The organism is Sphingomonas bacterium, from assembly GCF_028289855.1.
GTDB lineage: Bacteria > Pseudomonadota > Alphaproteobacteria > Sphingomonadales > Sphingomonadaceae > Sphingomonas.
In genome coordinates this window covers 63,579-87,425 of record NZ_JAQGKZ010000105.1, presented here as the reverse complement: position 1 = coordinate 87,425, position 23,847 = coordinate 63,579, and the positions used below count along the sequence as shown (strand labels likewise).

Below are 23,847 nucleotides of genomic sequence, written 5' to 3'. Positions count from 1 at the left end.
GCAATACAGAGGAGTGCCGGCATGGCCGAGACAATCACCGTCGAGCCGATCGACGAGGCGCACACGGTCGATGGCCAGGAAGGCCCGCGCCTCTGGTGGCGGATTATGGACACGCGGATCGGTATCGTGCCGGTGCCGGTGTTCGTTGCCATCGTCGCGATGATCGCCGTCTACGTGATGAAGGGCGAAGTCCCCGCCGACCTGACCACCAATATCCTGATCCTGGGCGCCGGCGGATTTGCCTGCGCCGAAATTGGCAAGCACATCCCGTTCCTCAGGAAGGTCGGTGCAGCAGCGATCCTGGCAACGTTTGTGCCCTCGCTGCTGGTCTATCTCGGGGCGATCCCCAAGCCGCTCAAGGAGTCGATCTCGACCTTCACCGAACAGAGTAATTTCCTGTATCTGTTCATCGGCTCGATCATCGTCGGCTCGATCCTCGGCATGGATCGCAAGATGCTGATTGGTGGCTTCGTCAAGATTCTCGTCCCTATCCTGCTCGGCTCGATCGCGGCCGCCGTGGTGGGCTGTTTGGTCGGCACCGCGCTCGGGCTCGGCTTCAAGCACACCGCGTTCATGGTAGTCGTCCCCGTGCTGGGCGGCGGCGTCGGCGAAGGTGCGATCCCGCTGTCGATCGGCTATGCCGCCTTGTCGGGCGGCGTGCAGGGCGACCTGCTCGCCGAAATCCTGCCGGCGGTGATGTTCGGCAGCCTAGCCGCGATTCTGCTGGCGGGTGGGCTCAACCTGCTCGGCAAGCGCAAGCCGCACTTGACCGGCGAAGGCCAGCTGCAACCTGGCGAGCACGACGTCCATCTTACCGGTGACGAAGCGCCGCGCTTCATGCCCGATCTGCAGACGATCGGCGCGGCGGTCATCCTTGCGATGACCTTTTATCTTGCGGGCGCGCTGGTCCAGAAGCTGACCGGCTTCCCGGGGCCGGTAACGATGCTGTTCCTCGCGGTGATCTTCAAGCTCGGCAGGCTCATCACGCCCAAGCTCGAGCAGGGTGCATATCGCAACTATCAGTTCTTCGCCGGGATCGTGACTTACCCGTTGCTGTTCGCGATCGGCGTCGCCAAGACGCCTTGGGAAAAACTGATGAGCGCGTTCAACCTGCCGGAGATCATCACGATCCTGGCGACCGTAACCACTTTGGTCGCGACCGGTTTCGTGACCGGGCGCTTCGTCAATATATATCCGATCGAAGCGGGCATCGTCGCGGCATGCCGCGCGAGCCAGGGCGGCACTGGCGACGTCGCGATCCTCAGCGCCTCGAACCGCATGATGATGATGCCGTTCGCGCAGGTCGCGACGCGGATCGGCGGCGCGCTTACGGTCACCCTCGCACTCGCGCTGGTCGCCAAATTCGGCATTTGAGTGCGCTCGCCGGTCGAACATTGGCGATTTGTATATTCGCGGAAACACGTCACCAATCTCGGCCGGTGCAGAGCTGAGACAGGGAGGATGCCGTGTTGAAGGTGCTGGTCGCGGAAGACGATGCCGAAACGCGCGACTATGTCGAGCGCGGCCTGCGCGAGTTGGGCCATGCGGTGACCGACGCGCACGACGGCCGTGACGCGTTGTTCTTGGCGACCAGCGAAGCGTTCGACGCGATCATCCTCGACCGCATGCTGCCCGGGATCGACGGCATGACGATCCTGCGCACCATCCGCGGTGCCGGCGTCACCACACCGGTGATGATGCTGACCGCGCTGGCGCGGGTCGAGGACCGGGTCGAGGGGCTTGAGGCGGGAGCCGACGATTATCTGGTCAAGCCGTTCGCCTTCACCGAGCTTACCGCCCGGCTCAACGCTTTGTCGCGCCGTCCTGCGGCGGTCGCCGCCGAAACCTCGCTGCGTATCGGCGATATCGAGCTCAACAGGCTGAAGCGTGAGGTGCGCCGCAGCGGCCAACGCATCGAACTGCAGCCACGCGAGTTTCAATTGCTCGAGGAATTAATGGTCAATGCCGGCCGCGTCGTCACCCGCACGATGCTGCTCGAGCGGGTGTGGGACTTCCATTTCGACCCCAAGACCAACATCGTTGAGACGCACGTCAGCCGGCTACGTACCAAGTTGAACGCCGGGTTCGGCCACGACCCGATCCAGACCGTGCGCGGCTCGGGATATTTGTTCGATGCCGACGTTTAGCGCGCCCTCCTCGACGGCGTTTCGCTTTGCGGCGTTCTACAGCCTGGCCTTTACCGTGCTGATCCTCGCGCTCGGGGCCGCGATGTATTGGGCGATCCGCAACGAACTGCGCTACGACCTCGACCAACGCGTGGTGACCGAACGCGGCGCGATGCTGCGCGAGGCCGCTGGCCGCGGCCTGTCGAGCGTCGTAGTCGATCGCGCGGCGCACGAGCAGGGCGACATGCGCTACGCATTGCTCGACGCCAATGGCGGGCTGATCGCTGGACGCGCGATCGTGGCGCCGCCCGCGCCTGGCTGGTCCGACATGGACTTCGTCAAGGACAATGGCCGGCCCGATTTTACCCGCGCCTTCGCGTCGCGCACAGCTGACGGCGGGTTGCTGATCGTCGGCGCGGACCCCGAAGCATTGGAGAATCTCGACGACCGCATGATCCCGCTGTTCGCGATCGCGTTTGGTCTGATCGCGGCGATCGGCATCGTCGGCGCGTTCCTGCTCAGCGCTGCGCTCGGGCGACGGCTCGACGCGATCAACCGGACAGCGCACGCGATCATCGGTGGCGACCTGACGCAGCGCATGCCGCTCGCCGGCAGCGGCGACGAATTCGACCGGCTGTCGGCGACGCTCAACCTGATGCTCGACCGGATCGCCGTGCTGCTCGACAATTTGCGCCAGGTGTCGAGCGATCTGGCGCACGACCTCCGCACACCAATCGCGCGATTGCGGCAGAAGCTCGACCTGACGCTCGCAGCGGGCAGGAGCCAAGCCGAGCTACGCGACGCGATGACGCATGCGATCGAGCAGACCGACGATATGCTCGACCTGTTCACGGCGATCCTCGGGATCGCCGAGGTCGAGGCTGCGCCAGTGCGAATGAAGCCACTCGATCTCAGCGCGCTGATCGCCGATCTCGCCGATAGCTATCAGCCGTCGGTCGAGGAGGATGGCGGCCGGCGCTTCGACCGCGCCATCGCGCCCGACATTGAGATCGAGGGCAATCGCGAATTGGTCGCGCAACTGATGGTCAATCTGATCGAGAATGCGTTGCACCATACGCCCGCCGGAGTTCCCATCTCCGTGGCGCTAACGGCTGATGCCGCAAATGCGACGCTGATGGTCAGCGATGGTGGGCCGGGTATTCCATATGCCCAACGCGACAACGTCTTCGCGCGGTTCACGCGGCTCGAACGCAGCCGGACGACGCCGGGCCACGGCCTCGGGCTCAGCCTCGTCGCGGCGATCACCAAGGTTCACGGCGGCACGGTCCGCCTCGACGACAATCATCCCGGAGTGAAAGCCATGGTAACGTTTCCGGTGCGACCGAAATGACGCGGCCTTTCCTTGCCCTCCTGCTCGCCGGTGCGATGTTGGCGGGGTGTGCGAGCTACAGTGTCGCGCCCTTGTCCGCGCCGTCGGACGTGCTCAAGACGCCCGACGTCTCGATACTTTCGACCGACGCTCAAAAGATCGACCGGCCTTATCTCACGCCGCAGTCGATCGACCTCAACCAGCCGCTGACGCCCAACGCCTTGGCGGTGATTGCGGTAATCGAGAACCCCGACCTCAAGGCGCAGCGCGCCAAGGCCGGGGTGACCGACGCGCAGGCGTTCGCCGCCCGGCTGCTGCCCGACCCCACGTTCGGCGCCAATTTCGACAAGATCCTGGCCGGGCCCGACGTTTTCAACGCGTTCGGTGCCCAGCTGGGGTTCGACCTCAACGCGATCCGCACCGCGCGCGTGACACGCGAATCGGGCGAGGCGGCCAAGCGGCAAGTGCGGCTCGATATGGCCTGGGCGGAATGGCAAACCGCCGGGCAGGCGCGGCTGCTCGGGGTGCGGATTCTCGCACTGACCGAGCAGTTCTCGATCGCGCGCGAAGGCGCCGCGTCGGCCGAGCGGCTGTTCGCCGCCGCGCAGCGCGCCGCCGGGCGCGGCGACATCGCCGCCGCCGATCTCGATACGCGTCGTCAGTCGTTGATCGATGCCACCGATAAGGCGCGGACCGCCGAGCGCGACCTGGTCGCCGCGCGCGGCGAGCTCAACAAGACGCTTGGGCTGCCGCCCGAGGTCGAACTCAGGCTTGCGCCGTCTGCCGATCCGGCGGTGCCACCCGACAGTGCGAAGCTTGTCGCGCAAGCGCTCGAACGCCGCCTCGACCTTCAGGCGCTGCGCGCCGGCTACGGGGTCGCCGAAGCCGATCTGCACAAAGCGGTGCTCGAACAATTCCCTAATTTGTCGCTGACCATCGCCGGCGCGCGCGACACCGCCAACAATTACACGCTTGGGCCGGCAGTCGGCTTCACGCTTCCGCTGTGGAATCGCAATCGCGGCAATATCGCAATCGCCAAGGCAACCCGCGAGCAGCTCAAGGCGGAGTACGAGGCGCGATTGTTCCAAACTCGCGCCGAAATCGACACCGCAGTGAAGGGGGTCATGGCGCTGCGCCGCCAGCGTGCGGAACTCACCGGCCAACTTCCGGCGTTGCAGAAATATGCCGACGCGACCCAGCGCGCCGCCAAGCGCGGCGACATCTCGCCCGCCACCGCCGAGACCGCATTGCAGGCGATCCGCGACCGGCGGCTCGCGCTTCTCCAGATCGATCAGCAGATCGCCGAACAAACCATCGCGCTCGAACTTCTGTCGGGCGGCCCCAGCGAAGGATGGACCCGATGAAGACCCTGCCGTTCCTGCCTCTCTTCCTACTCGCCGCCTGTGCGGGGAGTCCCGAAGAAGAAAAGGCGCCCGAACCGACTGCGCAGGTTCGCACCGCGCCAGCCGAGCTCGGCTCGTCGACCGATGCGGTATCGGTCTACGGCGCGACTGAGGCAATTCCCGGCAGCACCCGCGCGATCGTGGCACCGGCCGAGGCAATTGTCGTCTCGGTTTCCGCGCCGAACGGCACGGCGGTTGGGGGCGGTCAAGTGATCGTGACGCTCCGCGCCAGCCCGGCAACGCAGGCGGCGATCGCCAAGGCGGCGGCCGATGCCACCCAGGCACAGGCCGCGTACCAGCGCGCATTGCGGCTCCGTAAGGACGGACTGGTCAGCGACGCCGACGTCGAAACCGCGCGCGCCGCGGTGGCCTCGGCAAGTGCTGCGCGAATGGGTACCGGAATGGGCGGCAGCCTTGCGTTGCGCGCACCGGTCGCGGGCACTGTTCAAAACCTGACGATCAAGCCGGGTGATCAGGTCGCTGCCGGCACTTCGCTGGCGACGATCGGGACGCTCGGTGATCTTCGCGCCAAGTTCGGGGTCGATCCGGCGCTCGCGCCCAGGCTCCATCCGGGTCTGCCGATCAAGATGAGCACGATCAACGGCGGCGCCGAAACCGATGCGACAGTCGTCGGCGTCGATCCGCAGGTCGATCCGACCACGCGGCTTGCATCGGTCTATGTCGCGGTGCCGGCAGGCATGCGGCTGGGCGCGGGCGAGCCATTGCGCGCGTCGCTGGAGGTCGGGGCGACCGCGACCGGAATCACGATCCCCTATGCGGCGCTGCTCGACAATGGCGGCAAGAGCTACGTGTTCGTGGTCAAGGGGGGCGTAGCCAAAGAGCGCGAAGTATCGCCCGGCAATTCGATGGGCGATCGCATCCAGATCCTCAAAGGGCTTCAGCCCGGCGAGCGCGTCGTGGTCGAGGGCGGCACCGCGCTCGAGGAAGACATGAAGGTCACCGAACCAAGCGTCGGAGGCCGCAAGTGAGGGAGCTTCTCCAACGTCACCGGCGCTCGATCTGGCTGAGCGTTTTCCTCATCTCGCTGGCCGGGCTCGCCGCGGCGACACAGCTGCCGGTGACCCTGTTCCCGCACATCGACTATCCGCGCGTCGTCGTCTCGATCGACGCCGGTGAGCGCGATGCGCAACAGATGGAAGCCGACATTACGCGCCCGGCGGAAATCGCGCTGCGCGAAATCCCCGGCGTGACGCAGATTCGATCGACCACCAGCCGCGGCTCGGCCGAAGTGGCGCTGAGCTTCGCCTGGGGCGACGACATGGTTGCCGCGACCAACGCGACGCAAGGCGCGCTGGCGACGATCCTGCCCGATCTTCCCACCGGCACGCGGTTCAGCGTGCGACGATCGGACCCAACGATTTTCCCGGTACTCGGAATCTCGCTGACATCGACTAAGCGCGACGGTGTCGCGCTGCAGCAACTCGCCCAGTTGAAGCTTCGTCCACTGCTGTCGACGGTATCGGGTGTCGCGGGCGTCGACGTTCTCGGCGGCTCGCCGCAGGAAGTGATCGTCGAGGTCGATCCCGGCAAGATGCAGGCAGTTGGGCTGACCATTACCGAAGTTACTGCGGCGTTGACCGCGGCGAACAGCGTCGCGGCAGTGGGCAAGATAGAGGATCGCCATCGTCTTTATCTCGCGCTTGTCGAGGATCGCTTGACGAGCGAAGCCGATATCGCGGCGGTACCAGTCAAGGCGGGTAATACACCCGGCGCTGGAGTGACGTCGCTCGGCCAGATCGCGACGATCCGCCGCGCCCCGGCGCCGGCCTGGACCAAGGTAACATCTAACGGCACCAATGCAGTGCTGGTCAACATCCGCCAGACACCGACCGCCGATGCGGTCACGTTGGTCAAGGATGTCGAGGCGCGCTTGAAGAGTTTGTCGCTGCCGTCCGACGTCAAGGTCAGCAACTTCTACGACCAATCCGAGCTGGTGACCGGCGCGGCTAATTCGGTGCGCGACGCAATCCTGCTCGGCGCATTGCTCGCTGGCGTCGTGCTGTTCCTGTTCCTGCGTTCGTGGCGGTTGATGGTAATTACCGCCGCACTTTTACCGGCGGTGCTAGCCGCTGCCTGTCTTGCGCTGCTGTCGTTCAAGATGAGCTTCAATATGATGACGCTCGGTGGCATGGCCGCGGCGGTGGGCTTGGTGGTCGATGACGCGGTGGTGATGCTCGAACACCTGATGCGACGATTGCAGGAAGCGGATCACGAGCACCAAAGCGAGCGGCCGTCGATGCTGGCGGCGGCGCGCGAAATGGCGAAGCCTTTGTTCGGATCGACGGCAGCGACGATTGTTGTGTTCGTGCCCTTGGCATTCATCACTGGGGTCACCGGCGGATTCTTCAAGGCGCTGGCGGTGACGATGGTCTCGGCACTGGCAGTGTCGTTGCTCTATGCGCGGTTCGTGCTGCCGATCATCGCCGACGGCTGGCTGACGCTCAAAGACGCCGAGGCGGCGGACAAGGCGGAGAAGTTCACCGGCCCGATCGTCGACCGCTATGGCCGGATGACCGCGCGCGTGTTCGCGCGGCCCGGCCTGATCGCCGGCGTGGTCGCGCTCGTTCTCGTTGTGCTTGGTGGGTTCGCCTGGACCAATCTCCAGTCGGGCTTCATGCCTGTGATGGATGAAGGCGGGTTCATCCTCGACTACAAGGCCAAGCCTGGATCCGCGCTCACCGACACCGACATGCTGTTGCGGCGTGTCGAAAAGATCGTCCGCGAGACACCAGAAGTGACGAGCTATTCGCGGCGAACCGGCGTCCAGCTCGGCGGCGGCCTTACCGAGGCCGACGAAGGCGATTTCTTCATCCGCCTCAACAACGACGGTAACCGCCGCGATATCGAGGAAGTGATGGCCGAGGTCCGCCAGAAGGTAGAGGTACAGGTGCCCGGGCTCGAAATCGAGACGGCGCAGCTGATGGAGGATTTGATTGGCGATTTGACCGCGGTGCCGCAGCCGATTGAGGTCAAACTGTTCGGCGATAATGCTGATGAGCTCTCGGACTCAACCGAGAAGGTGGTCAGCGCGCTCGAGAAGATCGAGGGCGTAGTCGAAGTCGCCAGCGGCTTGCGCGTCGCCGGTGATGCGATCATCATAAAAGTCGATCGCGCTGCGGCAGCCTTAGCCGGGGTCGACCCCGATGTGGTGTCGAAACAGATCGAGACACAGACCGGCGGCACCATCGCGACACAGATTTTGGCCGGCGAGCAGGTCGTGGACGTTCGCGTCACGGTGCCGCAGGACTTGCGCCGGCGCGCCGACTCGCTGGGCGCGATGATGGTTCGCGCGACTGACGGGCGCACTGTCGCGCTCCGTCAGATCGCCTCGATCAGCATTACAGCCGGGCAGCCGCAGATCACACGCGAGGACCTGGCGCCGTTCATTCCGGTGACGGCGCGACTGGAGGGCAAGGATTTGGGCAGCGCGATGACCGAGGTCCAAGCGGCTGTGAAGGCGCTCAATCTTCCGGCCTCGGTCCGAGTCGATTATGGCGGGCTCTATCAGCAGCAGAAACAATCGTTTCGCGACCTGACAACGGTGTTCATCGCCGCGTTGCTGCTGTCGATGCTGTTGCTTACCATCCTGTTCGAAAACTGGGCGTTCACCGCCGCCGTGATCGGCACGGTGATGCTGTCAACGACGGCAGTGTTCATGGGGCTGTGGGTGACGGGTACCGAGCTCGATATTTCGGCGCTAATGGGGCTGACGATGGTGGTCGGGATGTTGACCGAGCTTGCAATCTTCTACCTGGCAGAACTCGAACCGGGGCGTCCGATCGACGGGCCGAGCCTACTCGAAGCGGGGAAAGCGCGGCTAAGGCCAATCCTGATGTCGGCGCTGATCGCGATCCTGACCTTGGCACCGCTGGCCTTGGGTCTGGGGCGAGGATCGGGACTGCAGCGGCCGTTGGCGACCGCGATCATCTTCGGCCTCGCGATCGGTGCGCCGCTGGTACTGACCATTCTGCCGACCCTAGTACTGTTGCTGACGCGCCGGAGTAAGGGCGCGGATAATCTGGAGGCGATCCCAGCGACAGCTGTATGACAGCACAACGCGCCTAGCTCGACGCGAGAGCATGGCGCTTCGACCATGCGGCATCGGGAGAGGCGCCTTGTTCAGGTATTGCATTGCCTTGGTTGTGGCCTTGGCTGCTGGCGCATTGACATTGCCCGCGGCGGCGCAGACCTATGGCGACACGCTGTTGGCGTCAGTCGCGGCGAAGCATCGCGGAATTGCCTCGATCCGGATCGACGCGACGGGCAAGGGCGCTAGGCGGATCACGGTCACGCGCGGCAAGGAAAGCGGCGTGTCGGCGACTGCGCCGCTCAGCAACGCGGTCGGCGAGCCGATCGGCTCGTTCACGATCACGTCGAAGCGAAAGGTTGCGGCAGGACCGATTGCGGCGGAACTCGCCCGACGAATCTATGTCGCCGACAATCTAATCGAGCCCGACCCATTCGTAGTGGGGGCATCGCGGTCACCGCGCGCCCAAGCGCTGGTCGACGCCATGATCGATCGCTTTCCGGACCTGGTCACTTTGGCGATGCATGTTGCGTTGCCGGGCAAGGAAAACACGATCATCGCCTCCAATTTCGGCCGCATCGGCAAACTCGCCGACGGCGACGATGCCGACGTCATCGCGCGTGGGACGATCCGCAAGGAAGTCACCAACGGCGGCCGCCGGCTTGCGGTCGAATTGCCGATGCTCGACGCCGGCGGTCGCGCGATCGGCGCGCTGAGCACCAGTTTCACGATGGCGACGCCCGCCGACGAAGCGCGTGCCTATGCGCGAGCGATCGCGGTGCGCGACGCGCTTGCCGCACGGATTCCATTGCTCGCCGCGCTCGCCAAGTGACAGCTTCCCGTCAGCTTTGGACGCTAAGCCACCATAAAACCGAACAACCCAGGAGAGGAATGATGATGCATCGCACATTGCTGATGATGGCGGCCGTTGCCGGGATGAGCCTGACGACCGCCGTATCGACCGGCGCGCAGACGGCACCCGCCGCACCGGCCAAGAACTGGACGGCGCCGGCGGCGAAAATCTACGCGCAAAAACTGTCCGACGAGACGATGAAGGCGCATCCCGAATTGCTTAGCGTCACCATCCACGGCGTCCCGCCGGGGATGACCGACACCTATACGATGTTCGCCGGCTCCTATCCGGAGCGTATCGGCAATCCGGACGATCCCGATGATATCGACGTGTCGAAAAAGGGCATCACGATCGTCGACCCGCGCTGGCACCGTACCAAGGACACGAGTCCCAAGTTCGTCGTGTTGATGCCGATGCGTGACGTGAAGGGCAATAACATCGGCCTGGTCGTTTATGCATTCAAGGTGCCGGTCGCCGGCAATCAGTATGAGCGCACGCTCTACACCAGGGCGCTCGACCTGCGCGACGCGCTGGCCAAGAAAATCCCCAGTTACGAGGCGTTGTTCGCTCCGGCGAAGTGATGCCCGGCGGCCGCATCGACCGAGGGGTAGGCAGGAATATCTTCGGCCTGGATGCGGCCGGATATCACGCGGCTCGATTGGGATATCCCGACGAGTTGTATGCTGAAGTCCTCGATCGAGCGGGCGGCGACGTCCGCGCGATCGTCGAAATCGGCGCCGGGACGGGGCTGGCGACGGGTCCGCTCTTCGGGCCTCGAATTGAGCGCTATGTCGCGGTCGAGCCCGACCCCATTCTTTCCGACTATCTCCGGACCGGCTTTGCCGGGCGCCCGATCGAAGTCGTGAACGAGGACTTCGTCACCGCGTCGATTAGCGGAACCTTCAATCTGGTCGCCGCCGCATCATCGTTCCATTGGCTCGACGCCGTGCCGGCGATGGCACGAATCCGCGCGTTGCTCCGGCCGGGCGGGTGCGCCGCGATCTGGTGGAACGCTTACCGCAATCCCGGAATGGGTGACCCATTCGCTGACGCCACCATGCCACTGCTGCACGGTATCGACCTGCCGCCGTCGGAATCGACGTGCGGCCATTATTCGCTCGACGCCGATCTCCACATCGCGCGATTCGCGGCAGCCGGCTTCGCCCGGATCGAACAGCGCGTGTTTCGCCGTGAGCGAACGCTAACCGCCGCCGGCGCGCGGGCGCTCTATGCCAGCTATTCGTTCGTCCGGGCACTGCCCGATGACCGGCGCGGAAGCTTGCTCGCGGCGATCGGCGACCTCGTCGATCGCGACTTTGGCGGGCTGGCGCCCAACGTCGTGCTGACCGCGCTTTACTTCGCCAGCGCCCCTGCGTGATGCCGGCAACGACCCGCGATTTCGTCGGGTCGAGGATGCGACAGGTCCATGACAGCTACCTCGCGTATTTCCGACCTAGGTTAGTGGCCACAAGAGCCCACGCCGGGGAGAAGGAGCTGATCAAGGTGCGCGACATCCGCATCGCCGATACCATTTGGTACCGCCTGAAAACACTTATGGCGCCTTGCGTGGCGCCGACGGTGGATGGCGATGGCGATTAACATGCAAGACCTGCCGACCGACGTTCGTCGCGTCCCGCTCGTGCAGTCGCTGTACCTACAGGTGATGGTTGCGATCATCGCCGGCATCCTGGTCGGTGTGGCGTTCCCTGACGTCGGGGCGCAGCTCAAGCCGCTCGGCGACGCGTTCGTCAAGGTCGTCAAGATGATCATCTCGCCGGTCATCTTCCTCAGTGTCGTCACCGGCATCGCTGGGATGCGCGACCTGTCCAGCCTGTCGCGAGTCGCGATCAAGGCTTTGAGTTATTTCATCGCCGTCTCCACGCTCGCGCTGATCATCGGTCTGGCGGTTGCGCTGATCGTCCATCCCGGGACCGGAATGAACGTCGATCCCGCCAAGCTCGATACGCATGCCATCGCCGATTATGTTATCAAGGCGCACAGCGAGACGGTCACGGGCTTCCTCACCGATATCATTCCCGCCACGCTCAGTTCGGCACTAGTCGATGGCAACGTGCTCCAGGTGCTGTTCGTCGCCGTCCTGTTCGGCGTTGCGCTGGCGACCATCGGGGCACCCGCCAAACCGGTCCGCGAGCTGTTCGAACGGCTCGCCACGGTGGTGTTCAAGATCGTTGCAATCGTCATGCGCGCGGCGCCGATAGGCGCATTCGGCGCGATGGCGTTCACCGTGGGCAAATTCGGCGTCGGCGCGCTGATCAACCTCGCCGCGCTTGTGGCGTCCTTCTATCTGACATCGGCGCTGTTCATCGCGATCGTGCTGGGCACGATCGCCCGGCTCAATGGCTTTTCGCTGTGGCGGCTGCTGCGGTATCTCAAGGCCGAGCTGCTTCTCGTATTCGGCACATCGTCGTCTGAAGCAGCGCTGCCCAGCCTGATGGTGAAGATGGAAGCCGCCGGATGCGACAAGGGTGTCGTCGGGCTGGTCGTCCCGACCGGCTATTCGTTCAACCTCGACGGCACCAACATCTATATGACCCTCGCCGCGCTGTTCATCGCGCAGGCATGCAACATCCACCTCGGGGCAGGGCAGATAGCGCTGCTCCTCGGGGTGTCGATGCTCAGCTCGAAGGGTGCAGCCGGGGTGACCGGCGCAGGCTTCATCGCGCTCGCCGCGACGCTGGCAATCGTCCCCACCGTACCGGTCGCGGGGCTCGCTCTGATCCTCGGGATCGACCGCTTCATGCGCGAATGCCGCAGCCTCACCAACTTCATCGGAAATGCCGTCGCGACGATCGTCGTCGCCCGATGGGACGGTGCGCTGGACACGACCAGGCTGGCGCATGCGCTGGCCGCCGGGGAAACCGAAATCGAATTGCCGCACGGCGCACAATCCGTCGCGGCCGAATGACACGATATCAACAGTATAACGAAATTTTGGGGAGAGAGAAATGATCAGCAGAATGGCACTTGCCACCGCATTGGCGATATCGATACCGGGGATCGCATCGGCGCAAACCGCGCCGACCGTGCCGCCGCCCGCGGCCCCCAGCGACCAGCAAACTGACACGCCCACGGCTGCGCCAGCCGACAACCAGGACCAGGCGGGCGACATCGTCATCACCGGGCGTTTCGTCCAGACTGGCGCAAAGAGCGCGATGAAGCAGGACATCCGCGCGCTCGACACGCCGTTCACGACTTCGAGCTATTCGGGGGCGTTCGTGAAGTCGCTCGAAACGGCCAGCGTTTCGGACCTCTACAACTACATGACCGGCGTCAAGAAATCGGGCAACACCGGCTATGACGTGACGTTGCGCGGCTTCAAGTCGAGCGGTGACGATCGCAACGCGATCATGGTCGATGGCCTCCCCGGCCTCACCGGCCGCTACGGCTCGCCGCCGACGGTCAATGTGGATCATATCGATCTGGTGAAGGGGCCAATGTCGGTGCTGTATGGCCAGATCCAGCCGGGCGGTTTCATCAACATCATCACCAAGAAGCCGCAAAAGACGTTCGCGTTCGAAGCCGACCTGCGTCTCAATACCTTTGCCAGCAAATATCGCAGTACGTTCGACCGTAATGGCGTAACCGGCGACATCGACATTACCGGCCCGATCGATTCGGACGGCATCCTGTCGTTCCGCCTTGTTGGCGAGGTCGCCAATAACAAGGGCTTCCGCGATTACGCGAGCAACCAACAGCAATTGCTGTCGCCCAGCCTGATGCTCGACCTCGGCGCGACCAAGCTCACCGCGCAGTTCGAATATCGCCACGTCCGCGAGCATTTCGACGTCGGACTCGTCGCGCCGCCGAATGCCGCCAACACGGTGTACGACATCAACGCCGTCGCGCCGATCACGACGACCTATCAGCAACCGACCGATTTCCGCTTCGAAACCGGTAAGGCGGTCAACGTATTCCTGGTTCAGGATCTGGGCGGTGGCTGGAAGTTCAACGCTTCGTATCGCCACGTGTCGTATAACAGTGACCAACAGGAGACGAGCAACACCGGCATTCAGGTGCTAACGGGCGCCGCGGCGATTGCGAGCTTCGGCCAATTCCGCGTGCAGCGCCGGTTTCGCGATCTCGAAACCAATCGGCAGTACGACTATCTCGACACCAACGTCACCGGCAAATTCTCGATCGGCGGGATCGAGAACAACGTCCTGCTCGGCTACAATGTCGGCGCAGACCTGGTGAACGAGAACCGGCACAAGTTCTTCAACTCCAGCGTCCGCAACGCGACGACCGGCGCATGCCCGGTCGGTGGCACGTGTCTCGACATCGGGCTGTACAATCCCGACTACACCGGCTTCCCGGCGTTCAACAGCACGCCCGCGGTCAATTCGACCCTCGCCAACCAGCAAGTGTTGCTGACCAACCGGTTCGTGCGCTCGCACAATTACGGCATCTACGTCTCCGACCTGATCACCTTCGCGCCGTGGTTGAAGGTGAGCATCGGCGGCCGCAAGTTCAGCGAAACCTCGGCGGTCGAAGCCGACAATCGCAACGCGCCGGGCGTGATCAAGCGCAAGACCGACAAGCGCAATTTTCTGCCCAGCGCCGGCCTGCTGATCGAACCGACGCGTAAGATTACCATCTATGGCAGCTACGCTCAGTCGTACGTCCCGGTCGACCCGGCGGCATTCGGCGAGGACGGACAGAACAACTTCACTCCGATCACCGGCAAGCAGTACGAGGCCGGGGTCAAGGTCGAGGATCTGTTCGGCGGTATCCTGTCGGGCACTGCGGCGATCTACCGCATCGACCAGATCGGTCAGATCACGCAGAATCCCTGTCCGGCCGGCGTGATTGCGCAAGGCACCTGTTCGTATCAACTCGGCAAGGGCCGCTCGGACGGGTTCGAGATCGAAGGCAATCTCCGCCCGGTCAAGAACTGGCAGATCATCGCCGGCTATGCTCATATCACCGCGAAGGTTCTGACCGCGGCGACTGCTGCATCGTCGTTCCAGATCGGGCGGCGCTTGCCCAACGTGGCGAGCAACGCGGCCAATTTGTGGACTCGCTACGACTGGTCGAACGGACTCGGCGTCGGATTGGGCGTGACCTATACCGGCGATCGAGAGGGCTTGCTGCCGACGAGCGCGACCGACCTGAAGACGCTCGACCTGCCGGCCTATGCGATCGTCGATGCGGGGTTCTACTTCAACAAGCCGCATTATTCGCTCACGCTCAAGGTCGGCAATTTGCTCGACAAGAAGTATTACGAGAGCGCGGGCGCGACGGGCCGCATTCAGATCGCGCCGGGGCAGCCACGCTACATGACGCTCACGGGTCGAGTGAAGTTCTGATGATTAGGTTCGCACAGTCGCTGGCATTATTCGCGGCATTCGCCGTGCCGGCAGCGGCAATGCGAGCCGACGATACTCCCGCCTACTCGCCCGAGACCCAGGTCTCGGGCGAGATTCGCAACTATGGGTTCGGAATGGGCGGCTCGCATCTCGGCTCGCTGCTCGGTCAGTGGGAAGACGCGTTCGAAAAACTGCAGCCCGGCGTGACGTTTAAGGACACGTTGCCGACCAGCGATGCGGCGTTTCCGGGGCTGGTGACCTACCAGGCCGATCTCGGTTTCGATGGCGGCGAGCCGGCGATCACCGAGGCGCTCAGCTTTTACGAGACGCGCGGCTATCCTGCGACGTCGATCGTCATCGCTTCGGGCGCGTACGATGTCGAAGGCAAATCGAACGGCCCGGTCATCTTCGTCAGCAAGGATAATCCGCTCACCAGGCTGTCGATGGATCAGCTTGACGGCATTTTCGGGTCGGAGCGCAACGGTTCGCTCGACGGTTTCGTCTGGACGCCGGTCGGTGCACGCGGGGCAGACAAGAACATCCGCACCTGGGGTCAGCTCGGGCTGAAGGGCGAATGGGCGAAAAAGCCGATCCAGACCTATGGCCACGGGCCCGGCGGTACGACGCGCTTCTTCCAGCTTCGCGTGCTCGGCAACACTGACAAGTGGAACCCCAATTATCGAGCCTATGTGGAGACCGGCAGCAAGCAGATCGCCGCGATCGACAAGGCCAAGCAGACTATGGGCGCGCGCCACATGCTCGGCGACGAACTGGCCCATAACAAATACGGGATTGCCTGGTCGACGATGAGCCAGGCGAAGAACATTCCGGGCCTCAAGATGCTGGCGATCGCGCCGCGCGGCGGCGGCGCGGCGGTGATGCCGAGCCGGCAATCGTTCCAGGACCGCAGCTATCCGCTGGTGCGCAACATCTACGTCTATTTCGACCGCAAGCCCGGCAACCCGGTCACGCCGAAGCTCAAGGAATTCATTCGCTTCATCCTGAGTGCGGAGGGCCAGAGCCTGGTCGCCGCTTCGGGATATTTGCCTCTCCCCGCCGCCACCATCCGCGCCGAACGCGCCAAGCTCGATTGAACATTTTTCAGAAAAGGACGTCCTCCCATGTTTCGTAACTTCCTGCCGAATGGCCTATGCGCAACCTTGCTGGTGGGCGCGGCGACCGCCTTCGCGACGCCCGCTGTTGCCGATCCCGCGCACGTCATCCTCACGGTGCCGGCGGGCGGCACATTGCCCACCGATCTCGCCACGACGGTCGCCGACTGGCGTCAGTCGGGCGCGATTGCCGATGCGATCTGGCTCGAGCAGAATCAACGCAACGGCGCCGCCTTTGACACGTTCGTCGAACTCGATTTCCCGAGCGATGCCGATTATCAGCGCTGGGCGCAGACCCAGCGGTCGAAGCTGCCCGGCGGCGTCGAAGTGCATCCGGTCGCGACGGTACTCCACGCCGAAACCTATCCGCGCGACAGCAATTATTCGGTGTTCACCGTCACCACGCTGCCGGCGGGCGCCAACGCGGCCGGGACGATAAAGCCGCTGCTCGACAAGCAACGCAGCGACAAGACGGTGATGCGCTACACGCTCTACCGCGACAAGGACGCCGCGGGCCGCCAGTGGCTGCTCACCGAATATCGCGACCCGACCGCCTTCGACCGCGGATCGGGTGTGGGTGCCGACGTGTCGGCGAAGCTGTCGGGCGTAGTGACCAAGGCGAACTACCTGGAATTGCCCGCACCGCTGCTCGCCAACCTGCCGACGTACAAGGCCGAGACCAAGCTGACCGGCACGCTGCGCATCTATGGCAGCGAGCTCAAGAATTCGGTCGAGTATCTCGCGCGCGGATTCCAGCGCTACCACCCGGACCTCCGCATCACCTGGAGCAACGCGACCTCGTCCGAGGGTGCGATCGCGGGCCTCTATACCGGTATCTCCGACGTCGCGCCGTCGGGCGACGACGGCAAGCTGACCGATCAGATGCCGTTCTTCAACGCGATGGGTTATATGCCGACCGAAATCTCGGTCTCGACCGGCGGCTATGAGCGTCGTGGATCGCTGTTCGCCTGGGCGATCGTCGTCAACAAGGACAATCCACTCAAGAGCATCTCGATCGACGAACTGCAGAACGTGTTCGGCGCCGAGCGCTCGGGCGGCTGGGACATCGATCACAACAATATCCTCTACACTGCCGCCTATGCCAAGACGAAGGCGAGCAATATCCGCACTTGGGACCAGCTCGGCCTCGGCAGCGAATATCGCGGCAAGGAGATCATGACCTACGGCTATTCGGCGCCCGGCTTCCAGCAGGCGATCGAGCGGCACTGGTTCCACTGGTCGCACAAGTGGAACCCCAATTTCATGGAATATGTCGAGGCCAAAATGGCGGTCGCCGGTCCTGACGGCGATGCGGTGAAGAGCGAGCGCCCGCTCGAAATCCTGTCGAAGGACAAATACGGGATCGGCATCGCCGCGCTGCTGCACGTCAAGGATTATCCCAACCTCAAGGTGCTGCCGCTGTCGTGGAAGAAGGGCGGGCCGCCGATCGCCTTCACGCCGGAGAACGTCGCCAACCGCACCTATCCGATGATCCGCGACGGCTATTTCTACATCAACAAGGCGCCGGGCCAGCCGCTCGACCCCAAGGTCCGCGAGTTCATGCGCTTCGTATTGAGCCGCGAGGGGCAGCAGATCATTGCCAAGGTCGGTTATTACTATCCGCTCGATGCGAAGATGCTGGCTGACCAGCGCAAGAAGCTCGACAACTGATCGGTCGGACGATGAAGCGAGTGATCCTGACTGCCCTTCTCGTCCTGTGCGCCGGCGCCGCCGTCGCGCAGGACGACAAGCAGCCGACCAAGGAAACCTACGACCAGATCCTGGCGCGGCTGGGCGACGGGATGCTCGAAAACATCGTCATCCGCGGCGAGCATGCCGCGCGCACCGATGCGCGTGCGCACAAACGCTTTTACACCGATTTGTCGCCGCTCGCCGATCTGCCAGCTTACCAGCCGAAGGTGCAAGTGTCGGGGACGATCCGGATATCGGGCCTGTATCTCCATGACGGGCTGATCGCCGCGCAATGGATCAAGGATTTCGAGCGTTTCCAGCCCGGCGCCAAGGTCGTCATCTCGCAACATGGCACGATCGCGTCGAGCGCGGTCGATATCGAGACTGGCCCGCGCATCTCCGACCGGCTCCGCTCCGTGTCGGAATATGAACAGACCACACGCGAGCGCCTGTTCGAGATCGACTGGGCGACGGGGTCGTACGACGTGCCGGGCTGGAGCCCGGGCTTCGTCATCTTCGTCAACAAGGACAACCCGATCGCGCACCTGACGCTGGCGCAGCTCGACGGCATCTTCGCCGGTGCGCGAACCGGCGGGTGGAACGGGACGCGGTGGAATCCGGCGGCGGCGCGCGGGCCCGAAAAGAACATCCGCACCTGGGGCCAGCTGGGCCTGAAGGGCGCGTGGGCGAACAAGCCGATCCACATTTATGGACGGCCGCTGAAGTACAACATCCAGCTCGGCTTCGAGCGAAAAGTGTTCGCCGGCGGCGACGTCTGGAACGAGAATACGCGCGAATATTCGCACGAAATGAACCCCGACGGGACTCGCTACACCTCCTCGGTCGAGATGGTGAAGGACATGGCGGCCGATCCGTACGGCATCGTCTTTTCGGACATGGGGTCGGCGATTCCGGCAGTACGAGCGGTGCCGCTGGGCGCGACCGCGAAAGGGCCGTTCGTGCCGATTTCGCTGACATCGCTGCGCGATCGATCCTACCCGCTGTTCATCGAGGAATGGGCCGAAGCACGGCTCGCGCCGGGGCAGAAGCTGGCGCCGCTGGTCAAGGAATTTCTGACCTTCATGCTCAGCCGTGAGGGGCAGGACGCGATCCAGCGTGACGGCAAGTGGATCCCGATCCCCGCCGCTCGCGCCCGTGCGATGATCGCCAAGCTCGACCAGGCCGGGGAGCGCGTCGATCCGCGCGAACTCGGGCTGCAGTTGAGCCAGCTCGCGCCCAAGAAATGGGAAAGCGAGTCGCCCGACGAGACGGGCAGGATCGTCGCGACGCGACCCTATTATGCCAGGCGCTTCGACCTGTCGGCGCTCCCTGCTTATACGCCCGGCGCGCAACTAGACGGCACGATCCGCATGCCAGCCAGCGGTCAGCTAATGGAAAGCACGATCGGCAAGGCGCTGATCGCCGCGTTCGCGAAATACCAGCCGGGCATCGGCTTCGCGCTCAAGGACGGCGACCTCAACAATGCGGAGGTCGATCTGTCGATGGGGCGCCGCTGGAGTAGCTATTTCGCCGGCGAGTTTCTCGACTTCCAGCTCAAGCACAATCGCAGCCCGCGCGAGATCCAGATTGCCACGGGGTCGTTCGACGTGCCCGGCTGGAGCCCGGCGTTCGGCATCCTGGTCAACCGCGAGAATCCCATCAAGGGGCTGACCATCCGCCAGCTCGACGACATTTTCGGCGGACCGCGGCGCGGCGGCTGGGTGTCGACGACGTGGCGGCGCCAGGCCGGGCGCGGAGCCGACGAGAACATCCGGCGTTGGGAGCAATTGGGGTTGGCCAGCCTCTGCCCCGGCAACGCGATCGACGTCTTCGTGCCGCCGCTCAAGTATAACGTCATGTCGGTGTTCGAGCGCAAGGTGCTGGTCGGCGGCAACATGTGGAACGACGGCGCGCGCGAAGTGCCGCTGATGCTCAAGCCCGACGGCAGCCGCAGCATGCCGAGCGCGGATCGCGCCGCGTTGGTCGGCCGCGATCGCTGCGGCATCACCTTCGCATCGGCGGGTTTCGCGACGCCGGCGACGCGGCTGGTGCCGATCGCGGCGCAGGCTGGCGGGCCGTACGTGCTGCCCACGCTCGAGACCGTGCGCGACCGCTCGTATCCGCTGTTCCTCGAACTGTTCGCCTATGCCGACCAGCAGCCGGGCGAGCCGATGGATCCCAAGCTCAAGGAATTCCTGCGCTTCGTGCTGAGCCGCGAGGGGCAGGATATCATCCAGCGCGACGGAAAGTGGCTGCCGCTGACCGCCGCGGTTGCCGCCACGGAACGCGCCAAGCTCGATGCGGTGATCCCGCAAGTCGTCGCCCCGAAAGTGGAGAAAAACAAATGAAGGTCCGGTTCCTCGCCGCCGCTGCGCTCGCTGCCGCCACCCCGGCGCTCGCTCAGGATCAGCCGCCCGCCAAGACCGCAGCGCCGGCACCGACGACGCCCGCTCCGACTCCGCAGACCAACGCCAACCGCTCGATCTGGACGCTCGACGTCACCGGCTTCCGCAAGGCGCATGCGCAGGAGGGCGGCTATACCAAGAAATGGGACTTGAGCGCGCTGCCGCATTATAAGCCCAAGCAGCAACTCACCGGCACGCTGCGCATCTGGGGCAGCAACTACCTGAAGGATGGACCGATCGGCCAATATTGGGCCGACGCGTTCAAGAAGTTCCAGCCCGGCATCACGATCGAATACAATTTGCCGACCGCGGGCATCGCTATCCCGGCGCTCGCCGCCAAGGTCGCCGACCTGGGAGTGGGCCGCCCGGCGACGCTGATGGATTATCTCACCTTCCAGCAGGTCTATAAATTCACCCAGACCGAGGTGGAGGTCGCGACCGGGTCGTACGACGTCTACGGCTGGTCGCCCGCTTATGTGATCGTCGTCAACAAGGACAATCCGCTCAAGCAGATCAGCATGAAGCAGCTCGACGGGGTGTTCGGCACCGCGCGCAACGGCGGCTACGATCATAGCGTCTGGCGCACCGATTACCCGTTCAAGCGCGGGCCCGAGGAGAATATTCGCACCTGGGGTCAGCTCGGCCTGACCGGCGAATGGGCGAACAAGCCGATCCATCCCTGCGGTCAGTCGGCGCATGCCAATATCATGAGCGTGTTCTCCGACAAGGTGCTGTCAGGCAGCGACCAATGGGTCGAGGGGTATCGCGCCTATGCCAATTACGCGACGCCCGACCAGAAGATCGCGCAGTGGACCAACCAGGTGCGCGCCGCCGTCGCCGCCGATCCGCTGTCGCTGTGCGTCATCGCGCCGAACGGTCTTGGCCCCGAGCTGCGCGAACTGGCGGTGCAGGGCAAGAACGGTGGGGCCTATGTGACGCGCTCGCTCGAGAGCGTGCGTGACCGGTCGTACCCGCTGACCAACGAAATCTATTTCTACGCGATCAATGGCCCGGGCCATCCGATCGACCCCAAGGCGGAGGAATTCCTGCGCTTCGTGTTGAGCCAGGAAGGTCAGCAGGAAATCCAGCGCGAGGGACGGTACCTGCCGCTCACCCCGGATATCGCGAAGGCGCAGCTCGCCAAGATCGTGCCCGCCAGCAAATGATTCGCGCGCTCCTCATTCCGCTTCTGCTGATCGGCACCGCGGCGCTGGCGCAGGACGGGCCGAAGGACGGGTCGCAGAATTCGCTCGATCTGCAAAAGGCGCGCGCCGACGCGCTCAAGACCAAGGGCCTGCGTCGCGCCTATACCAAGGAGTTCGATCTGTCGGGCCTGCCCGATTACAAGCCGTCGAAACAGCTGACGGGGGTGATCCGTCAGGCGGGGTCGAACTACCTCGCCGATTCGAGCCTCGAAAAGCGGTTCGAGGACGCGTTCCGCAAATATCAGCCCGGCATCCGGTTCGAGAACAATTTGTCGAGCACGTTCATCGCGATGGGCGCGCTCTACATGCATCAGGCCGATCTCGCGCCGATGGGACGCCGCCCGACCTGGGACGAGCTCCAGTCGTACCAGCGCATCTTCGGCACGTTGCCGGTCGAGGTGGTGATGGCGACGGGTTCGTTCGACGTGTCGGGCTGGACCTTCGCGCTGGTCCCTTTCGTCAACAAGGACAACCCGCTGTCGAAACTGTCGATCGAGCAGCTTGACGGCATCTTCGGCGCGCAGCGTGACGGCGGGTGGGACCGCAACAGCTGGAACGCCAAAGCGGCGCGCGGGGCCGACAAGAACATCCGTACCTGGGGGCAATTGGGCCTGACCGGCGAATGGGCGGACAAGCCGATCCACGTGCTCGGCTACAACCTCAATTACCATTTCCCGCGCGACTTCGCCGAGAAGGTGATGGGCGGCGGGTATAAGTGGAACGAGGCGCTGGTCGAATATTCGAACAAGGTCCGCACCGGCGGCGGCGCGGGCGATTTCGGCAAATTGTGGGTGGCGGGCGACCAGATGATGGACGACCTCGTCAAGGACAAATACGCGATTACCTACACGTCGATGCTCTACGCCTCGAAGCTTGGGGCGAAGACCGTGCCGCTCGCCCGCGTCGCCGCCGGGCCCTATGTCATGCCCACGCTGGAGAGCGTGCAGAACCGCAGCTATCCGCTGGCGCGCGAAGTCTATTTCTACACTAACCGCAAACCGGGCGGAAAGATCAATCCGCTGGTCGCCGAATATCTGCGCTTTGTGGTCAGCCGTCAGGGGCAGGCCGCGGTGATGGCCGACGGCAAGTATCTGCCGATGACTCCGGCGATGGCGAGGGCGCAATTGAAGGAGATCGAGGCGGTAGGCTCGGCGTCGAGCGGGGACAGCGGCGGATGAGGATCGCCGCGCTCGTATTGGCGTTGCTAGCGATCGTGCCCGCCGCAGCGCAGGACGCGCCCGTCGTTCGCGACGCGCTCAAGGTGCAAAAGGCGCGTGCCGCCTTTGTCGCCGAGCAGCAGGCGAAGCATTTCTACAAGCCCGGCCAGTTCGATCTCCGCGACCTGCCGGCGTATCGGCCGGAGGCGAAGGTCAGCGGCGCGATCAGGATTTGGGCATCGGACCTGTGGGGCAATCCCGGCTTCCAGCAGCGGCTCGAGGCGGCGTTCCGCAAATTCCATCCTAAGGCGCGGTTCGTCTATACCGGCATCTCGCCGAGCGGCGCGTTCGCCGGGCTGCTGACGGGGCAGGGCGACGTCGCGATCGCGCGGCGCATGACATGGGTGGACCTGCTGTCGTTCCAGCGCCGTTTCAACCGCGACCCGCTCGAGATAGCCGGGATGACCGGATGGTCGGTCGACCCGCCGTTCGTGATCGCGGTGCACAAGGACAACCCGCTCGCTAGCGTGACGCTCGCCCAGCTCGACGGCGTTTTCGGCGCCGAGCGCAGCGGTGGATGGCACGGCACCAGTTGGGACCCGAGCGTCGCCCGCGGGCCCGGCAAGAACATCCGCACTTGGGGGCAGCTCGGGCTGACGGGCGATTGGGCGGCGATGCCGATCGATCCCTATGGCTACAATCTGCAATATCTGTTCGCGCCGCGCTTCTCGACCGACGTGCTCAAGGGCAGCGGGCAGTGGAACGAGCATTTGCGGCAATTCACGATCAGCGCGACCGGCGACGGCAAGCTGGTGAGCGTCGACCAGCAAATGGCCGAGGCGCTGGGCCGCAACCGCGCGGCGATCGCCTATTTCGCGCCATTGCGCGGGATCGACCCGAACACGCGCGCGATGCCGATCCGGCTGGCCGACGGTCGGACCATCGCGGCGAGCATCGATGCGGTGCGCGACCATAGCTATCCGCTCACCGACAATATGTGGTTCTACGCCAATCGCGGCGCGGACGGGAAGCTGCCGCCCGGGGTGCGCGAGTTCCTGCGCTTCATCCTGAGCCGCGAGGCGCAGGAAGAGGTCAATCGTGATACGACGATGCTGCCGCTGACCGCGGCATTGATTGCGGCCGAGCGCCGCAAGATCGACAGCGACAAATGAACATGACCGGGGGCTGA

17 protein-coding genes are annotated in these 23,847 nt (G+C 64.3%); all 17 read left to right on the top strand.

Annotated features, from left to right (window positions below):
- Window positions 1-21 precede the first annotated feature (21 nt).
- The 17 genes from JWM94_RS12665 to JWM94_RS12585 all read left to right on the top strand — a co-directional run bounded on the left by JWM94_RS12665 (window position 22) and on the right by JWM94_RS12585 (window position 23,830).
- Complete coding sequence (locus tag JWM94_RS12665; RefSeq protein ID WP_299427455.1) at window positions 22-1,374, top strand: 2-hydroxycarboxylate transporter family protein; 1,353 nt, start codon at window positions 22-24, stop codon at window positions 1,372-1,374.
- A 95-nt stretch (window positions 1,375-1,469) separates the two neighbouring features.
- A complete protein-coding gene (locus JWM94_RS12660) occupies window positions 1,470-2,147 on the top strand; it encodes a response regulator transcription factor (RefSeq protein WP_299427492.1) in 678 nt (225 codons plus the stop codon).
- The gene (locus tag JWM94_RS12655) at window positions 2,134-3,477 is read left to right on the top strand and encodes a HAMP domain-containing sensor histidine kinase (RefSeq protein WP_299427452.1); all 1,344 of its coding nucleotides are present in this window, start codon (window positions 2,134-2,136) and stop codon (window positions 3,475-3,477) included. Before JWM94_RS12660 ends, JWM94_RS12655 begins: the two co-directional genes overlap by 14 nt.
- Window positions 3,474-4,820, top strand: a complete 1,347-nt coding sequence (locus JWM94_RS12650; protein ID WP_299427449.1) for a TolC family protein — start codon at window positions 3,474-3,476, stop codon at window positions 4,818-4,820. Before JWM94_RS12655 ends, JWM94_RS12650 begins: the two co-directional genes overlap by 4 nt.
- The gene (locus JWM94_RS12645) at window positions 4,817-5,848 is read left to right on the top strand and encodes an efflux RND transporter periplasmic adaptor subunit (protein ID WP_299427446.1); all 1,032 of its coding nucleotides are present in this window, start codon (window positions 4,817-4,819) and stop codon (window positions 5,846-5,848) included. Before JWM94_RS12650 ends, JWM94_RS12645 begins: the two co-directional genes overlap by 4 nt.
- Window positions 5,845-8,928 carry an efflux RND transporter permease subunit gene (locus JWM94_RS12640; protein WP_299427443.1) on the top strand — a complete coding sequence of 1,028 codons (3,084 nt, stop codon included), beginning with the start codon at window positions 5,845-5,847 and terminating at the stop codon, window positions 8,926-8,928. The genes JWM94_RS12645 and JWM94_RS12640 overlap by 4 nt, the downstream gene beginning before the upstream one ends.
- A gap of 100 nt (window positions 8,929-9,028) precedes the next feature.
- Window positions 9,029-9,739: a hypothetical protein gene (locus JWM94_RS12635; RefSeq protein WP_299427440.1), complete on the top strand. Its 711-nt coding sequence runs from the start codon at window positions 9,029-9,031 to the stop codon at window positions 9,737-9,739.
- A 59-nt stretch (window positions 9,740-9,798) separates the two neighbouring features.
- A complete protein-coding gene (locus JWM94_RS12630) occupies window positions 9,799-10,341 on the top strand; it encodes a hypothetical protein (protein WP_299427437.1) in 543 nt (180 codons plus the stop codon).
- Window positions 10,342-10,436: 95 nt separating this feature from the next.
- Entirely contained in the window at window positions 10,437-11,138 is a 702-nt protein-coding gene (locus JWM94_RS12625; RefSeq protein WP_299427434.1) for a trans-aconitate 2-methyltransferase, read from the top strand.
- A gap of 222 nt (window positions 11,139-11,360) precedes the next feature.
- On the top strand, window positions 11,361-12,686 hold the full coding sequence (locus JWM94_RS12620) for a dicarboxylate/amino acid:cation symporter (protein WP_299427430.1): 1,326 nt from the start codon (window positions 11,361-11,363) through the stop codon (window positions 12,684-12,686).
- Window positions 12,687-12,738: 52 nt separating this feature from the next.
- On the top strand, window positions 12,739-15,087 hold the full coding sequence (locus JWM94_RS12615; RefSeq protein WP_299427427.1) for a TonB-dependent siderophore receptor: 2,349 nt from the start codon (window positions 12,739-12,741) through the stop codon (window positions 15,085-15,087).
- Window positions 15,087-16,181, top strand: coding sequence for a substrate-binding domain-containing protein (locus tag JWM94_RS12610; RefSeq protein WP_299427424.1), 1,095 nt, complete (start codon window positions 15,087-15,089; stop codon window positions 16,179-16,181). Before JWM94_RS12615 ends, JWM94_RS12610 begins: the two co-directional genes overlap by 1 nt.
- A 27-nt stretch (window positions 16,182-16,208) precedes the next feature.
- The gene (locus JWM94_RS12605) at window positions 16,209-17,870 is read left to right on the top strand and encodes a substrate-binding domain-containing protein (protein WP_299427421.1); all 1,662 of its coding nucleotides are present in this window, start codon (window positions 16,209-16,211) and stop codon (window positions 17,868-17,870) included.
- Window positions 17,871-17,881: 11 nt separating this feature from the next.
- A complete protein-coding gene (locus JWM94_RS12600; RefSeq protein WP_299427418.1) occupies window positions 17,882-20,239 on the top strand; it encodes a substrate-binding domain-containing protein in 2,358 nt (785 codons plus the stop codon).
- Window positions 20,236-21,462 carry a substrate-binding domain-containing protein gene (locus JWM94_RS12595; protein WP_299427416.1) on the top strand — a complete coding sequence of 409 codons (1,227 nt, stop codon included), beginning with the start codon at window positions 20,236-20,238 and terminating at the stop codon, window positions 21,460-21,462. Before JWM94_RS12600 ends, JWM94_RS12595 begins: the two co-directional genes overlap by 4 nt.
- Window positions 21,459-22,679 carry a substrate-binding domain-containing protein gene (locus JWM94_RS12590; RefSeq protein WP_299427413.1) on the top strand — a complete coding sequence of 407 codons (1,221 nt, stop codon included), beginning with the start codon at window positions 21,459-21,461 and terminating at the stop codon, window positions 22,677-22,679. Before JWM94_RS12595 ends, JWM94_RS12590 begins: the two co-directional genes overlap by 4 nt.
- Window positions 22,676-23,830, top strand: a complete 1,155-nt coding sequence (locus JWM94_RS12585) for a substrate-binding domain-containing protein (protein WP_299427411.1) — start codon at window positions 22,676-22,678, stop codon at window positions 23,828-23,830. Before JWM94_RS12590 ends, JWM94_RS12585 begins: the two co-directional genes overlap by 4 nt.
- Window positions 23,831-23,847 lie beyond the last annotated feature (17 nt).

Coding starts and splice junctions, on each gene's coding strand:
- JWM94_RS12665 (WP_299427455.1), top strand. CDS start 22: ATGGCCGAGACAATCACCGTCGAGCCGATCGACGAGGCGCACACGGTC.
- JWM94_RS12655 (WP_299427452.1), top strand. CDS start 2,134: ATGCCGACGTTTAGCGCGCCCTCCTCGACGGCGTTTCGCTTTGCGGCG.
- JWM94_RS12650 (WP_299427449.1), top strand. CDS start 3,474: ATGACGCGGCCTTTCCTTGCCCTCCTGCTCGCCGGTGCGATGTTGGCG.
- JWM94_RS12645 (WP_299427446.1), top strand. CDS start 4,817: ATGAAGACCCTGCCGTTCCTGCCTCTCTTCCTACTCGCCGCCTGTGCG.
- JWM94_RS12630 (WP_299427437.1), top strand. CDS start 9,799: ATGATGATGCATCGCACATTGCTGATGATGGCGGCCGTTGCCGGGATG.
- JWM94_RS12620 (WP_299427430.1), top strand. CDS start 11,361: ATGCAAGACCTGCCGACCGACGTTCGTCGCGTCCCGCTCGTGCAGTCG.
- JWM94_RS12615 (WP_299427427.1), top strand. CDS start 12,739: ATGGCACTTGCCACCGCATTGGCGATATCGATACCGGGGATCGCATCG.
- JWM94_RS12610 (WP_299427424.1), top strand. CDS start 15,087: ATGATTAGGTTCGCACAGTCGCTGGCATTATTCGCGGCATTCGCCGTG.
- JWM94_RS12605 (WP_299427421.1), top strand. CDS start 16,209: ATGTTTCGTAACTTCCTGCCGAATGGCCTATGCGCAACCTTGCTGGTG.
- JWM94_RS12600 (WP_299427418.1), top strand. CDS start 17,882: ATGAAGCGAGTGATCCTGACTGCCCTTCTCGTCCTGTGCGCCGGCGCC.
- JWM94_RS12595 (WP_299427416.1), top strand. CDS start 20,236: ATGAAGGTCCGGTTCCTCGCCGCCGCTGCGCTCGCTGCCGCCACCCCG.
- JWM94_RS12590 (WP_299427413.1), top strand. CDS start 21,459: ATGATTCGCGCGCTCCTCATTCCGCTTCTGCTGATCGGCACCGCGGCG.
- JWM94_RS12585 (WP_299427411.1), top strand. CDS start 22,676: ATGAGGATCGCCGCGCTCGTATTGGCGTTGCTAGCGATCGTGCCCGCC.